The 16,304-nt window shown below is 41.0% G+C and carries 9 protein-coding genes, 1 pseudogene and 1 other annotated feature; of the genes and pseudogenes, 3 read left to right on the top strand and 7 right to left on the bottom strand.

The genetic code is table 11. The features are described 5' to 3' along the window. Positions 1-40: 40 nt before the first annotated feature. The 7 genes and pseudogenes from glmS to AB3Y88_RS06580 form a co-directional block, all read right to left on the bottom strand. Positions 41-1,858 carry a glutamine--fructose-6-phosphate transaminase (isomerizing) gene (gene glmS / locus AB3Y88_RS06610; RefSeq protein WP_228889879.1) on the bottom strand — a complete coding sequence of 606 codons (1,818 nt, stop codon included), beginning with the start codon at positions 1,856-1,858 and terminating at the stop codon, positions 41-43. Positions 1,859-2,117: 259 nt separating this feature from the next. Beyond that, positions 2,118-3,494, bottom strand: a complete 1,377-nt coding sequence (brnQ, locus tag AB3Y88_RS06605) for a branched-chain amino acid transport system II carrier protein (RefSeq protein ID WP_056959543.1) — start codon at positions 3,492-3,494, stop codon at positions 2,118-2,120. A gap of 67 nt (positions 3,495-3,561) precedes the next feature. Beyond that, positions 3,562-3,816 (bottom strand) — a binding site (T-box leader). Between the two features lie 65 nt (positions 3,817-3,881). Then, a complete protein-coding gene (locus AB3Y88_RS06600) occupies positions 3,882-5,045 on the bottom strand; it encodes a mannitol-1-phosphate 5-dehydrogenase (protein WP_228889877.1) in 1,164 nt (387 codons plus the stop codon). Beyond that, on the bottom strand, positions 5,045-5,488 hold the full coding sequence (locus AB3Y88_RS06595) for a PTS sugar transporter subunit IIA (RefSeq protein ID WP_054757403.1): 444 nt from the start codon (positions 5,486-5,488) through the stop codon (positions 5,045-5,047). The genes AB3Y88_RS06600 and AB3Y88_RS06595 overlap by 1 nt, the downstream gene beginning before the upstream one ends. A 6-nt stretch (positions 5,489-5,494) precedes the next feature. Continuing rightward, positions 5,495-7,561, bottom strand: a complete 2,067-nt coding sequence (locus tag AB3Y88_RS06590) for a BglG family transcription antiterminator (RefSeq protein ID WP_228889873.1) — start codon at positions 7,559-7,561, stop codon at positions 5,495-5,497. Between the two features lie 14 nt (positions 7,562-7,575). Continuing rightward, the gene (locus tag AB3Y88_RS06585; RefSeq protein WP_056959538.1) at positions 7,576-9,381 is read right to left on the bottom strand and encodes a PTS mannitol transporter subunit IICBA; all 1,806 of its coding nucleotides are present in this window, start codon (positions 9,379-9,381) and stop codon (positions 7,576-7,578) included. A gap of 439 nt (positions 9,382-9,820) precedes the next feature. Beyond that, a pseudogene (locus AB3Y88_RS06580) lies at positions 9,821-11,804 on the bottom strand (glucose PTS transporter subunit IIA). A gap of 283 nt (positions 11,805-12,087) precedes the next feature. Between AB3Y88_RS06580 and treR the strand changes: the two are divergent. The 3 genes from treR to AB3Y88_RS06565 all read left to right on the top strand — a co-directional run bounded on the left by treR (position 12,088) and on the right by AB3Y88_RS06565 (position 15,952). Then, a complete protein-coding gene (treR, locus tag AB3Y88_RS06575; RefSeq protein WP_228889871.1) occupies positions 12,088-12,837 on the top strand; it encodes a trehalose operon repressor in 750 nt (249 codons plus the stop codon). Then, complete coding sequence (gene treC / locus AB3Y88_RS06570) at positions 12,834-14,513, top strand: alpha,alpha-phosphotrehalase (RefSeq protein WP_056959536.1); 1,680 nt, start codon at positions 12,834-12,836, stop codon at positions 14,511-14,513. The genes treR and treC overlap by 4 nt, the downstream gene beginning before the upstream one ends. A 71-nt stretch (positions 14,514-14,584) precedes the next feature. Continuing rightward, entirely contained in the window at positions 14,585-15,952 is a 1,368-nt protein-coding gene (locus tag AB3Y88_RS06565) for an NAD-dependent succinate-semialdehyde dehydrogenase (RefSeq protein WP_056959534.1), read from the top strand. The last annotated feature ends 352 nt before the right edge of the window (positions 15,953-16,304 follow it).

Below are 16,304 nucleotides of genomic sequence, written 5' to 3'. Positions count from 1 at the left end.
TAAATGCTTGAACTATACTGACTGATGCATCTAACATATTTTATTCTACCGTAACACTCTTTGCCAAATTACGTGGCTTATCTACATCGTAACCGCGCTGCAGACTTGTATAGTATGCCAACAACTGGCACGGTACAATCGCAAGTAGCGGTGTCAACAATGGATGAACATCCGGCAATACAATCTGATCGCCTTCTTCTGCTAAAGCACGGCTTACGATATAAATGACGTTTGCTCCACGGGCCAGAACTTCCTGTGCGTTGCTCCGTGTATGTTTAGCAGTCTTCGCATCTGTGATGATTGCCACAACTGGCGTATCTTTTTCAATCAAAGCAATCGTCCCGTGTTTTAACTCACCTGAAGCGAATCCTTCTGTTTGAACATACGAAACTTCCTTAAGCTTAAGTGCCGCTTCTTGTGCGATATCATAATCAATTGCACGTCCAATATAAAATGCATTGCGCGTCGTTGCCAAAGCAGCAGTCGCAATTTTCTCAATCTGTGCCTTTTCATCAACCAGTTCCTGCATGCCGTTAGCAACTTTTGTCAGTTCCTGCGCAACTTCAAAATTAGCAGCGGTTGTCAGACCCTTTTGTGCACCCATTGCTTTTGCCAACAAAGCTTCCAATGCAATTTGTCCGGTATAAGCTTTAGTTGAAGCAACTGCAATTTCTGGTCCTGCATATAATAGCAAGGTATGTGTAGCTTCACGCGAAAGCGTCGAGTTCTCAACGTTAGTGATTGTTAAACTCTGATAGCCCCATTGATTAACTAATGAAAGTACTTGGCGACTATCGGCGGTCTCACCACTTTGAGTCAAGAAAATAAAGAACGGTTTTTGAGAAAGTAACGGTGGATTATAGGCAAATTCTGAAGCAACATGCACCTCAGTAGGAATTTTGGTCAATCCTTCAAAAATTTCCCGACCCACAAGTCCAGCATGGTAACTTGTACCAGCAGCAACAATATACAAGCGATCTGCATTATTCAATTTCGTAAGTAATTCCGGAGCAATTTTAATGCTTCCATCTTCTGCCACATAATGTTTAATTAATGAACGCATGACACCTGGCTGCTCATCAATTTCTTTCAACATATAGTAAGGATAAGCTCCTTTATCAGCTTCTGAAGCATCTGTGCTGACGTGGAATGGTTTGCGTTCCATCACTTTGCCTTGTGGATCTTCAATCGTCACACTGTTTGGCTTAACGACTACAATTTCGCCGTCCACCAGTTCAATAAAGTCATGTGTCTGGTCAAGCATTGCCAGTGCATCACTGCAGACAACATTAAAGCCTTGCCCTACACCAATCAATAAGGGGCTCTTATTCTTCGCAACGTAAAGTGTATCTGGTTCATTATGATCAACCAGTAAGAAAGAATACGAAGAACTTTCATCAATTAAACTCAACACCTTTTTAAAGGCTGCCTTAGTTTCCAATCCTTGTTGCGCAAATTTAGCAATCAGCTGTACAACAACTTCCGTATCAGTGTCACTTTTGAAGGTCACATCTTGTAAGTATTCTTCCTTCAATTGTGCAAAGTTGCCGATCACACCATTATGTACTAAGTAATAGCGGCCGTCAGCAGATACATGCGGATGTGCATTCGCCTTGCTAGGTGCTCCATGAGTTGCCCAACGTGTATGTCCAATTCCAGTTGAACCATGAACGTCGCCTGAAACCTCTTTGCGTAATTCTGAGATCCGACCCTTTTCCTTAACAAGATACTCCTTGCCATCTTGGTCATTTACGTAGATTCCAGCAGAATCATAACCACGATATTCGAGGCGTTCCAACCCCTTTAGGAGAATCTCAACGGCATTTTGTTTGCCCGTAACACCAACTATACCACACATAAAGATAACCAGCCTTCCGCATTTATTATTAATTTATTGTTTGTTTTTATTTAATTGGTCTATATCAAAAATAAAAATTAATACCTTAACCAACAACAAATATACGCCACCACAAAGGACATGTCAATTGAATATCCTATAAATGGTATACATATTATAAAAAACTTGGAATTGAAATAAAAATACTAGTCCACTGGTTAAAATTTAGGTCTAATTAAGCGCTAAACTACTCAATAGAAAAGCAACTTGTGCTCTCGTTTTAAGGCTGCGATTCGTTGTCTGGTGCAACCGTCCGAGCACCCTTAGTCATTCGTAATAACAGGATGCCACAGAAAAAGCCTAAAATCATGAACGGTAAAAAATCTAATCCAACTGCATATAAAGGAATATGAGCTGACGCCCAGATGTCAATTGTGTGCAGGAACTGCAATTTTAAAAAAGGAGCTGGCAAGTTATGAATTAAGTCTAAAATTGCAGGAATCAACGTCAACAAAATTGTTGCTTTATAAATCAGCTTTTCTTTTCCAATGTAGGGCTGCAAAAGGCCTAAGATAATCAATGCAATTGCCAAGGGATAAAGGAAGCTTAAAATAGGCGAAGAATACAGAATAATCTGTGTTAGCCCAAAATTCGAAATCATAAATGATCCAAGTGTCGCACCGCTCAAGAAGAAGTGATAACCAAGCTTAGGAAAACGATGACCCCAATCCTGCGACAAAGAGGTAATCAGCCCAATTGCAGTCGTTAAGCAAGCTAACAATGTAAGAGCTGCTAACAAAGCAGCACCTGCCATACCGGTATAGTGCTTCATAATCTCAGAAAACGCAGTCCCACCTTCGCTGCTCAGCTTGGTATATGATAAACTAGCGGCACCTAAAGCAATCAAAAAAATGTAAATGATTGCCTCAAATCCCATCGTGATCACACCTACCTTAGCTACCGCACGCGCACGTGCCTTGCTCTCTTTTACACCGAACAACTTAAGCGCTGAAATGATCGTAACCCCGAAACCTAAACCTGCCAGTGCATCCATCGTATTATATCCTTGCAAAAATCCATTAATTAATTCAGGTGCCTTATTTGTTGTCCCTAAAGCTATCCCTTGCAAATCTCCCTTAATTAAAAAAGCAATCAAGAAAATAAATGCAAGCAGCACTACAAACAATGGATTCAGTAATTTACCAACATACTTGGTAATCTGACTTTGTTTGTAGGCCAATAAAAAAACAGCTCCAAAAAACAAGAACGAAAAAATTAACAAACCCATTTTCTCCCATGATTGGGGTAAGAAAGGTTGAACGCCTAGCGAAAATGTTACAGTGGCAGTTCGTGGAGCTGCAATCAAGAGCCCTAGAGAAAGATGTGTTAAAATCAGAAAAAATAATGAAAAAAACTTGCCTGCTGGCAGCGCTAGATCATACATACTATTACTTTTAGTTAAACTGATTGCTAACAGCGAAAGCAGCGGCATTAAAATTGCTGAAAGCAAAAACCCAATTGCGGCAAAAAACCACGCCTTACCTGCTAATTGCCCTAGATGAATTGGAAATATCAAGTTGCCTGCTCCGAAAAAAAGTCCAAACAACAATGATGCCAAAATCAGATACTGCTTTTTTGATAATTCTTTGTTACCCATAAAACCCCTCCTCTAAATTAACGCAGCGCTGAAAAATAAAAAAACGTCCTTTACTTGAAAAATTCAAGTAAAGGACGTTTTGAAACGCGTTACCACCTTAATTTCAGCTATCTTTGCATAGCTGACGCTCATAAAGTACGGCTATCTCGTTGATAACGATACTTCATTGCTATAATGGGCGCATTCCCAGCAGTCACTTCATTTTCTGTCGCAACTGCAGCTTATGGATTACCTTCACACTCAATGATTTCACCGCTTCCCACTTAACACGGCTCCCTGTAAAAAATCAGCTAAATGTTACTCTTCCAATCATCGCTTTGTATTTAGTGGTTATTAAACCAAAATAACAGCTATTTGTCAACTCCACTTTGTCTTAGTTGCCAATTCCTATGCATTTTGCTTGGTTGCTGCAGCTTCTTTATACGATGCAGCAATCGCCTGTAACAACTCTTCATCTTTTAAACCGGTCGTCTCACGAATTACTTCTTCCAACGATTCTTCTTTGAGCATCTGTTGCAATTTTTGACTCTCTTCATCCTGCGGTTCATTAAATGTATAAATTTTACCTACAGTTTCTAAGAGTGCTGCGTACCCCAATCCACGTTCTTTAGCCTCACGAATTGGTCGAATAAAACGTTCGTCATAACCTAACTTACGAATTGGAGTTCTGCCAACACGCGCAATTTCGTCAGAAAGATATTTATTTTCAAACCGTCCAATAATTTTTTCTTGATAAGCTTCATGCTCTTTGCGATCAAAATCCCATTTAGCGATTAAAAGATCCCCAGTTTCTTTCAAAACCCGTTTCAATTGGCGCAAGACATCTGGGTCAGCAATTGCATCTCCAATGTTGTCATATCCTTTGTGCTTTCCAGTATAAGCAACAGTTGCATGTCCCGTATTAACTGAAAAGAGCTTTCTTTCGATGAATGGTTCCAAGTCTGGTGCATAATGAACCCTTTTCAACTTCAATTCAGGCGCAGCCATCTGACTTTCATCAACAACCCATTCTTTAAAAGGTTCAACTGAGACAAAAAGTGGGTCTTCATGTTTTTGCAGCGGTACAATCCGATCAACTGCAGCATTGGGGAAGCCGATAACTTGATCAGCAAACTCTTGATCTGCAGGTTCAAGATGAGCATAAACCTCTTTTTTCAACGCTTGACTGCCGCCAATCATGTTCTCACAGGCGATCACATCAACTTTCTTTTCATTATGATGCTGCTTGCGGGATTGAATTCCTGCAGCAATCAGCGGCGCAATGAACTTCAAAATTTTCGGTCCAATTGCGGTTGTTACAATATCAGCATCTTCCAATGCCGCAACAACCTTGTCAGGATCCTTGCCGTTATTAATTCCACTGACATGTGCGACCTGAATCTTTTTTTGCGACTCATCTGCCAGTTGAATCGTGTATCCGTGTCTTGCGTTCAAAGCGTCAATAATCGTTTCATTAACATCTACAAATTTGATTTCAAATCCATTCTCAGCTAAAGTTTCCCCAATAAATCCACGACCGATATTACCTGCTCCAAAATGTACAGCTTTCATTATTTACCAACCTCTTTCAATAAATTAATGATCTCATCCTTGGACTGTGCGTCTGCTAACTTAACCACGTTATTGACATCACTGCAAAACAGTGCAATTTGCGACAAAATATTTAAATGCTCACCATTAAGTCCGGCAATTCCAAAAACAACCGTCACAATATTTTCAGTACCTGCTTCTTCGGAAAAGTCAACTCCCATTGGAACCTGCACAATCGAGATTCCGGTTTTCTTGATGAACTTTTTACCTGCTTCTGTACCATGTGGGATCGCAATAAAGTTTCCCATATACGTTGAAACATCATTGTTACGTGCAAGCATCGAGTCAATATATGCATCTTCAACATACCCATTTTCAACCAGTAGCTTTCCGGCTAATCTAATTGCTTCTTCCTTAGTTGCTACATGTTGACCGAGCAGAATCATATCTTTTTGCAGTTCCATTACACATCATCTCTTTCTCTTAAAATCAATTTGATCCATAAACTGAGTTGCTATTAAGTCTTTAATCTGTTCTTCAGTACCTTCTTCAAAAACGTGAGTATTGTTACTGTTCATTACAATTGCACTACTGATTAGACCCATCAAAATATTTTGAAAATCGCTCATTGGGGCGGGTCCAACCATCAGCATCACCCGGACAACCTCTAGTGGTGTCTGGTCCATTGCCAGCATTTCAAGTGGTCGCGCTAATTGGTAAACCGAGAAGAAAGGGCGTTTAACACTTTCATCTGTAGTATGCACCAGTGCAATTCCTGTATCTGGGATTCCAACAGGAGCAAGTTCAGCGCGTGCAATCATCTCATGCCTGACTTTGACCCGATCAGTAATGATCTGAGTTGGAATTTTTTCCAGAATCAATTCCAAAACTGTTTCTAACTCTGGTGCAGCAGCAACCTGCGTAACTTTAATTCGACTCAATAATTCCTTGCTTGCTTTCAATCTAGCGAACATCTCATCTAAGCGCTGCTGTCCTTGTGCAAAACCTGTATTTTGCTTTTGAACGTTCAATTGGTGTTGCCGGCCTACCGTATATTTTGAAATCAGTGCCTTAATTCGTTCAAGTTCATCATCTAGTAACAACGGGCTGACAATGTAATATTTCCAGTCAAAACCAGGAAGATCAAGTGTTGAAAGAATCAAATCATATTCAGCAGGATCAAGCTCATTTAACTGTGAAACTTTTGCAATCCGAATCGCTGCAATCGCCGGAATTTCCTTGTGGAGTCTTCCCTTTAGGATACTTGCTGTTCCGATTCCGTTTGGACAAACAATCAGCGCCCGCAACTGTCGTCTGGTCTGACCACTAGAATAACTATTGGCAAAATACAATAAGATCAGTTGTGCCTCTGTTTCCGAAAACGAATACTTAGAAAAAATTTCGTGTAACCCTTTCTTGACCGCGTTGTACAACTCCGGATACTGCTGCCCGACACTATTCAAAATCTCAATACGCGCGTTGGGAAGCCGTGCCGAATCACTATGCAACAAAAGGGTCATATGCCTAACCAACCGTGAAAATAAATCTTGATCCAATCCGAAGTTCCAGTGAATCTCAGCTGAAATCAGCTGAATGAGTTGTTTGACATTGTAGGAAACTTGCAAGTCGTAGTTATCAGCCCATCCACTGACACCCAGATGATAGTCTAACCCTTGCAGTTGAACTGCGATGAAATCAACTTCGCCGGTTGTAATTTTTTCCTTGATCTGTGCGCTGAATTTTGTGAATATCTCCAGTGCACGTTGTCGATACTGAAAAATTTTTTCCTGATCTACAGCGGCATATTTCTTGATAACCACCTTCTTCATTCTGATAAGCGAGATTGCGATCATTAAAACCAACTGGACTTCTTGCATGTCAGATCTTGCCCGCGAAGCAATCTGTGCCTCCTCTAATGCCACCACACAACGTTGCAGCACATCTTTGGGGAGCAGCCTTAAGAAAAAGCTTTGTGTTTGCTTATGATTATTGGCGTCTAAATATTCGAAGAATTCATATTCGTTAATCTCATTTGTTAGTGTTCCGCATAAAATTAGTCTTCTTTGAGCTTCTTCACCAACGACCTGAATACCCACTGCCTTTTTAGCATCTAATTTAATTTGATAACTGGCTAATGCCTTAGAGACTCTTTTCAGATCGCGTTGAATCGTTCCTTCACTGACACCGAGAGAAACCGCTAAGGAAAAGATTTTAACCGGTTCGTGATTGAGTAGCAGCAAACAGACAATCGCTGCCTGTCGTTGCTTAGTCGTTAAAGCTGTATCTCCCTTTTGCGTATTCAACTCAGCAGCAAGCTTTGTTTTAGCAGCCGCCGTTCCTTCCAAAAAATACAAGGCTGCATTATTTTCAATCTTCAAACCATGCTCACTCAGATAAAGCTTTAACTCTGAAAATTCACGATAAACCGTGCGGCGGCTGATCTTCAATGCATCTTCAAGTGTATTCATCTGAATGCCATCTGGATTATTCCACAGCTCACGTAAGATCTTTTTTTGACGGTCCGATAACAAGATCAACTAAATCATCCTCTTTACGCTAAACGTTCTACAATATAACTGTATTCATCAGCTTCAAGCAGATTTTTAACAGTTACTACCTGGACCTCAGTATAACGTAATTTCAGATTTTTCTCCGCTTCAGGGGTCACAATTACTAAATGTTGTTTGCTATCTTCAAGTTCATTGATCCCAAGATTTTTGACTGGTACTTGCTTACCGACTTTCTTCAGCCGATCTTTGAACAAAGATGCTGCCATTGTTGCGGATCCTTCTCGTTGATCATGATGGATAAAGTCGACTTCCGTAACCGCTGCATAATCAATTTCAGCTAACCGTTGATTTTTAGTTGGTTTTTCTTCATTCTTTTTTTGAATTTGTTTTTCCGGATTAAGTTGTGTTAATGCTTTAAGATTCAAAACAACTTGATCGTACTTTGGACTGCTCAAGAAATTATCCACAGCAATATGCATTGCGTTTGGTGTCTTTTGCAACGCACGATCCGCCAATTCTTCCTGAGTAATTACCAGCAAGCCATCTTCGTCTTTCAGGCGGCTAATAGCGGTGTTCGTAACTGGGATATCTGTGATACCTGCTTTTTTAACTTTGTCTCGCAGTAAAGATGCACCCATTGCAGAAGAACCCATGCCGGCATCACAGGCAAAAATAATTCTTTTGACATCTGCATATTCCTGTACTGCTTTTTCAGCACTTTGACCTGCTACTGGAGCAGCACCTTTAGATTCAGCTTTCATTTGGCTCATTTGTGCTTGCTTTTCAGCTAATTCATCTTCAGCTTTGCCGTCAGACTTATCGGCTTTCAAAATAAGCGCAGCAACGATAAATGAAACAATTGCGGCAACCAAAACTCCAGCTAAGATCTTAAGATAGTTGCCTTTTGGTGTCATTAAAAGGATTGCAATGATTGATCCTGGAGAAGCTGCTGCTTTAACACCTGTGTCCAACAGGGAGAAGGTAAATGTCCCACTAACACCACCAGCAATTGCAGCAAAAATCAAAGCTGGTTTCATCAAGACATACGGGAAATAAATTTCATGAATTCCACCAAAGAATTCAATCAAGGCAGCACCTGGTGCAGAAGCCTTAGCAGCGCCTTTACCAAAGAGCATAAATGCCAACAAGATTCCCAGTCCAGGACCAGGGTTTGATTCAAGCAAGAAGAGCACTGATTTGCCTGACTGTGCAGCCTGTTGAATTCCTAGCGGAACTAGAATCCCATTTCCAATGGCATTATTTAAGAATAAGACCTTAGCCGGTTCAATCAGGATATTAGCCAAAGGCAACATGTGAACTGAAATAATCCAATCAACGCCCTTGCTCATTATCGTACTGCCAGCTGTTACCAATGGGTTAATTACAAAAACACCAAAGATTGCTAAAATCATTCCTAGGATTCCACTTGAGAAGTTGTTGTAAATCATCTCAAAACCAGACTTGATTTTATCTTGGAACATCTGATCAAACTTTTTGATGCACCAGCCACCCAGCGGGCCCATGATCATTGCGCCTAAGAACATTGGTACCTTAGCACCCACAATTACACCCATTACGGCAATTGCACCTACCACTGCTCCACGTTCTTCATAGACCATTCGACCACCGACATAGGCAATTAAAAGGGGAATCATATAATTAAGCATCGGGGTGATCAAAGTTGCAATTTGTTTATTCGGGAACCACCCAGCTGCCATAAAAATAGCTGTAACCAAGCCCCAAGCAATAATTGCGGCAATATTCGGCATGATCATTCCACTTAGGCTCGTTCCTAACTTCTGAATCTGAGTTTTAAGTGTTTTCTTCTTAGAGACTTTTGCTTCCATTGGAGTACCTCCTTTTTTTCTACACTCTTATTATAAAATCTAAATGTAAGCATTTACAATACACACTAACTGACACTGCGGCACACCTGTAAGTGACAAAGTTAATGAAACAATTCACAATTTTGAGAGCCATTATCGGCTAAAAGGTACAGATTCTTGCGTCTCCACTGTAACGCGCTTTGCGGGATAAGTTAAGTAGAAGTGCGACACCCTGCGCTTACCATCCGTAGACTAAGTTCGGCATTACAAAGTAACCCTTGGGCTTTGAAATTTTTACTTTCTTAAATCAAAAAATGAGCAGCATCAAAGCACCCAAAAGTCGCTTCAATGCTGCTCAGAAAAAGCCAGCTTTGTTTGGTTTGCAGGATTTAACTCAATTTAAGGCGGCCTGCAACCAGTCTAACTTGTTCCACATGAAACATTTTAATACTTTATTATCCTAAGCCTTTACAGTACCTTTCTTAGCAGGATTTTCCTTTTTTTCTACCTTTTCACTCATGACCATCTTGTCATTATAGCCCCAGAACCAAGTTACTAAAAAGCTGACGACAATCGCGGCCACGCTTGAAAGTAAGAAGGCGTAAAAACTGGTCAGTTGTGTTAGATTCTTAGGATCAAAGAAGGACGAAAATCCAATCAAAGAACCCGTAAATCCAAACATGTTACCATGCATTAAACCTGTAATAAAACCGGAAGCTGCTGAACCGATCAACCCAGAAATGAAAACTTTTCGATACCGTAAATTAACACCATAAATTGCGGGCTCTGTTACCCCACAGAAAGCTGAAATTGCTGCAGCAAAACCCAAGCCCTTCAGGTCTTCCTTTCTAGACTTAATTGCCACAGCCAAAACAGCTGCACCTTGGGAAACCATGGTACCCGAAATAATTGCGTTCAGTGCACTTTCGCCGCTCCCAGAAATTTGTTGTGCCACCAAAGGAACTACACCCCAATGAAGTCCAAAAATTACTAAAATTTGATAGAAACCACCGATTACCAGTCCGCCAAGCCAGCCAGAAGAATGAACTAACCAGTTAATAAAATCAGCAATCCCATTAGCTGCGCCTTGAATGATTGGTCCCGTGATAACAAGTGTTAATGCACTGACAACAAGGACTGTGATTAATGGTGTAAAAATCATCTGAAGATAACTAGGCAAATTTTTCTTAAGCCAACCACCAATCTCTTTGGCAAACCAAGCTGCCAAAATCATTGGAAAAATTGAATATGTGTAGTTTAAAAATTGAAAATCAAAGCCCCCGATGGAAAACATTGTTTTGAATTTAGTTCCCCATGTAATAATTTGCGGATAAGTTAAAACCCCTCCAATCACCGCCGTAATTACAGGGTCCCCTTTCATGTAGCGCGCAGCGGAAAAACCGACTAAAATCGGCAGAAAGAAAAATGCTGAATCAGCCATGGCGCTGATTGTTAAATAAAGAGTGCTTTTTACGTCAAGCAACGCCCCTAACTGCGGTAACGTTAATAATGCCAATATTCCTTTAATAATTCCGGCTGCCGCAATTACACCAATTACCGGAGTCATGGAACCTGTAATAACGCCAATCAACCTATTAATCCAACTCAACGGTCCTTGCTCCGCTTGCTGGCTTGTAGCAGCCTCACCTGTCGAATCTTTTCCGCCGTCAAGCTTAGCTGCAAAGGCTGGCCCAAGTTCCTGCACAACTGCATCATAAACATTCTCCACCTCGTTTCCAATCACAACTTGGTATTGTCCCGAAGCTTTAATAACATCAATGACACCTGCAGTCGCTTTTAGATCTTGGTCTTTAGCAGCGCTTTCATCTTTTAGGTAAAAACGCAACCGTGTAATACAATGGATTAAGTTATCAATATTTTGCGGCCCACCAACATCGCTAATAATTGTTTTAGCCAGCCCTGTATAATCTTTCTTTGCCATAAGCTTACCCTTCTTTCTTTAATCTGATCGTTCCTACAACCTCACCTGCCGTACCGCTGTGTCCTTCATCAACCTCAAAATCGGCAACTGTGTCAGCTGAATTAGTAACCACAACGATAATAGTTGTTTTAAACCCCGCTTGGTTAATTTGTGCAAGGTCCATTTTGGCAACTGCTTGCCCTGCTCTAACTTTTTGTCCACGTGCCACATTCATCTCAAACGGCTTACCTTTTAATTCGACAGTGTCAATTCCTAGATGTACCAAAACCTCCAGTCCATTTGCGGTTTCAATTCCAAATGCGTGTTTCGTTTCAGCAACCATTGTGATTTTGCCTGCAACTGGTGCAATAATCTCGCCTTCAGTTGGCTCAAGTCCGAATCCTTCACCCATACTTCCGCCTGAAAAAACAGCATCAGCAACTTCCGTTAACGCAACAACTTCTCCAGTTGCAGGTGAAAGGACCTGCGTCGTGACTGCTTTTTTCTTTCCAAATCCAAACATTAAAACCCCTCCTATAAATCCAGTTCAAATTAAATCGCTTTCATTAATAATTCACGTTTATCATAAAACTTGTATATACAGATGTCAACAATTAGCAACCTCGACAATTTTACAATTAAGCTTTGACTATCTAATAACCTGCAGATACGAAAAACAAGCAAATTATTGCCAAAAAATACAGCAGAAAACAGCCTATAAACGTGGTGGCAAATCATTACTTGCCTGTATATACAGCTATGTTATAATATCTTCAAGAAAACGATTTCTAAAGGACGTGTTAGCCATGAGTCTCATTAATAAGCAAAATATGATTGCCCAAGATATTGCAATTAAAATTAAGCACAAGATATACGCTCCACAAACTTTTTTACCTAGTGAACATAAACTTTGCGAATTATATGGTACTTCGCGGGAAACAATTCGAAAATCACTAGAACAACTTAATGAATTGGGCTTGATTCAAAAAATCAAGGGTAGAGGTTCTTTAGTATTAAATCTTCAGCGTTTTACTTTCCCAATTTCAGGAATTACCAGCTTCAAAGAACTGAACCAAGCTCTTGGGATGCATGCAAAAACTGTTGTCTTGCAGCTTGAAAAAACAATGGTGCCCACGTCATTGGCTGTTGGCTTGTCCAACGAACAGCCTGCTTTTTTTCTTGAAAGATTACGTCTAATCGATGGTGAACCAGATGTACTTGATCGCGATTATCTCCTTTCACCACCAGTTGAAAAGCTACCCTACCAGGCCGCCGAAGACTCTATCTATGCCTACCTTGAAGAAGAATTAGGCTTTAAAATCTCCTATGCTACCAAAGAGATCACCGTTGAAAGTGCACCTGCAGCTGTAAGAGAAAAACTGAATTTGAGCGGTGAGGGCTTAGTGGTACTCGTTAGGAGCCTCACCTATTTGGCTGACACCTCTCTTTTTCAAATCACCGCCTCTTACCATCGGCCTGATAAATTCAAATTCACTGATTTTGCCCGTAGAAAAAGAATTTTAACTCACACTAAAGAAAGGAAGCCGCAATTATGAGCATCACAGCACAAGAACAAAATTTAGGTCGCAAAGTGATCTATCAAATCTATCCGAAGTCTTTTTATGATAGCAATGGCGATGGCATTGGCGATCTGCAGGGAATTATTGCCAAAATTCCTTATCTCAAAAAGTTGAATATTGATATGATCTGGTTCAATCCATTCTTTGTCTCCCCTCAAAATGATAATGGTTATGATATTGCGGACTACTATCAAGTTGACCCTCTTTTCGGAACAATGGCAGATTTTGAAGAATTGGCACAAAAGCTGAGTGCACTTAACATTTCAATTATGCTTGATATGGTTTTCAATCACTGCTCCACTTCTCATCCGTGGTTCCAAAAGGCGCTGGCGGGCGATCCAAAATATCGTGCCTACTTTTACATCAGACCACCTAAACAAGACGGTACCGCTCCTACAAATTGGCAATCTAAATTTGGCGGATCTGCATGGGGAAAATTTGGAACAAGTTCCGACTATTACCTGCATCTTTACGACCCTACTCAGGCAGATCTAGATTGGCATAACCCGGATGTGCGCCAAGAGGCTGCTAAGATTGTTAATTTTTGGCGCAAGAAAGGAGTTAAAGGTTTCCGTTTTGACGTAATCAACGTCACCGGCAAGCAGACTATCTTGCGCGACTCCACCGATCCTTTGCAGGAAAAAAAGCTCTATACCGACACACCTGTTGTCCATACTTATTTAAAAGAACTTAACCAGGCAAGCTTTGGCCAAGACCCTGAGATTGTTACGGTTGGAGAAATGTCTTCCACAACTGTCGCCAATTCAATTGCATACACTCAGCCCCAGAACCATGAATTGTCGATGGTTTTTACCTTTCATCACTTAAAAGTCGATTATCAAAATGGCAATAAATGGCAAACTGTTCCATTTGATTTTATGAAATTAAAAAAGTTACTCTTTGAATGGCAGCATGAGCTTGACTTGCATGGCGGCTGGAACGCACTTTTTTGGAACAACCATGATCAACCGCGGGCGCTAAATCGGTTCGGTGATGTCCATAAATATCGTGAAAAATCAGCTGAGATGCTGGCGTTAGCACTTCATCTGCTGCGTGGAACCCCTTTTATTTATCAAGGAGAAGAACTCGGGATGACCGACCCAACATACTCGAAGATTTCCTCTTATCATGACATTGAGACCCGCAACGCTTATCATGAGCTTTTGCAAGCAGGTTATCCTGCGCAAAAAGCTTTCAAAGCTGTCTCATTAAAATCACGCGATAACAGCCGTACTCCAATGCAGTGGACTGCCGCTAAATACGCGGGATTTTCACAAGTTAAGCCCTGGTTGCTTCCTTCAAATCAAGCAACCATAAATGTCGCCCACGAATTGGCAGACGGAGAAATTTTTGCGTTTTACCAAAAGTTAATCAAACTGCGTAAGACAGAAGATATCATTGCCGGTGGGCACTTTGAAGCCCTCTTTGCCACTCATCCCCAAGTTTTTGCTTATCGGCGTTTCTTAGAGGAAGAACAACTAATTGTGCTCGCTAATTTTTATGGAAAAGAAACCGTTGTTAAGCTACCTCCAGCGTTACGCGGTACGTTCAAGCTGCTACTTGCAAATTATCCAATACCAAGTTATTCAGCAGTTCCTGCGCAGATTAAACTGCGCCCATATGAGGCTCTTGCTTTCAAGCTCATTTTGTAGCCAAACATTATATTTTCATCCTATCTCGATTACTCTTATAATTAGACCTGTATCAGAAAGGAGTAGTTTGAATGTCATATAAAGCAATCAATCCTTACAATGGGGAACTAATCCGTGAGTTTGCTGCAACCTCTGATCAGGAAGTTGAAGCTGCTTTAAAAAATGCGGAACTTTTCTACCAAACGGCTAAAAAGGAACCTATCTCCAAAAGAGCCGCGTTACTTGCACGTCTTGCAACTGAATTTACAGACCATCTTGAAAAATATGCACGTTACCTTACCACAAATATGGGAAAACGAATTGATGAGGCACGCAGCGAAGTTAAAAAAAATGCGGCCTTTGCAAATTATTATGTTCATGCTGGTGAGAAGGCCTTAAAAAATCAGACCTATTCAAACGCTGCTGGAAAAACCGCACAACTTGAGTTTAGCTCAATTGGTGCCATTCTTTCTGTTGAACCTTGGAACTTCCCGTATACTCAAATCATGCGTGTCTTTGCCCCTAACTTCATTCTTGGTAATCCAGTTTTGCTCAAACACGCCAGCATTGTGCCGGAATGTGCGCAGGCTTTCGAAGATGCTTGCCATGCAGCCGGATTGCCTGCCGGAGCTTTTAAAAACCTCTTCGTCGACTATGATCAGGTCAATAAAATTATTGCAGACCCACGTGTTCAAGGGGTTGCCCTGACAGGTTCTGAAAAAGCCGGAGCAACACTTGCCGCTGAGGCGGGTAAAAACCTTAAAAAATCAACTATGGAGCTGGGCGGTACGGATGTCTGCATTGTCTTAAATGATGCCGAGCTTGAGACTGCAATTGCCGGGGCAGTTTCTGCACGGCTTAATAATGCAGGCCAAGTCTGCACTGCCGCCAAACGTTATCTTGTTCAAAGTAAAATTTACGATAAGTTTCTCGCAGGTATCATTGCAGAGTTTAAGCAAAAAAAATTAGGCGATCCTTTGGATGAGCAGACAACACTTGCTCCCCTTTCTTCAAAAAAGGCACAACAGAATCTGCAAAAGCAAGTTGCAAATGTCCTTGCAGGCGGCTCTAAAGTCCTCTGGGGAGATCCAAGACCCGTCGAAGGTCCAGGAGCGTTCTTCAATCCTTTGATCATCACTGGCATGACTTTTGATAATCCAATGTATGACACTGAACTTTTTGGTCCAGTTGCCCAAATCTACAAAGTCGACACTGAAGCAGAGATGCTTAAGATTGCCAACCACTCAAATTATGGGCTGGGTGGCGCAATCTATTCACAAGATGCTCAACATGCACAACAGCTTGCCTCACAAGTTGAGACTGGGCAAATTGCAATTAATCAACCACTTTCGTCACATCCGGAATTTCCGTTTGGAGGCGTTAAAAAGTCCGGTTATGGTCGTGAGTTGAGTGATCTGGGGATTCGTGAATTCGCCAACATTAAAACTATCTTAAAATAATGAGTAAAAATTAAATTTTTTTGCTGAAAAATCATAAAAGGCCCTTGACTATCCTAAATATTCGCGTTAGCATACTGATAACAAATTAAATTCAAATGAGTTGCGTCGAGTAGGACAGTACTTTATGCTTGTGGAAAAGAGACTTACCGCTGCTGGGAAGGTAAGCGAACAAACGTAAAAGAAAATCACCTATGAGCTGCAAAGCGAAATCCGAAAGAGATTAGCCTTTGCTGGGTACTCCCATTATTGAGTACACAAATTCTTTAAGAGTTTGTAAGAGGCATGCTTTTTATTTTAAAAAAGAATGCAAATAAAAGGTGGTACAGCGTCCTTAACGCCCTTTGCTTAGTTC

The sequence above is a fragment of the Liquorilactobacillus satsumensis genome, from assembly GCF_964065465.1.
GTDB classification, from domain to species: domain Bacteria; phylum Bacillota; class Bacilli; order Lactobacillales; family Lactobacillaceae; genus Liquorilactobacillus; species Liquorilactobacillus satsumensis.
The sequence above is the reverse complement of the archived record's forward strand: the minus strand, read 5'-3'. Positions and strand labels throughout refer to the sequence as shown.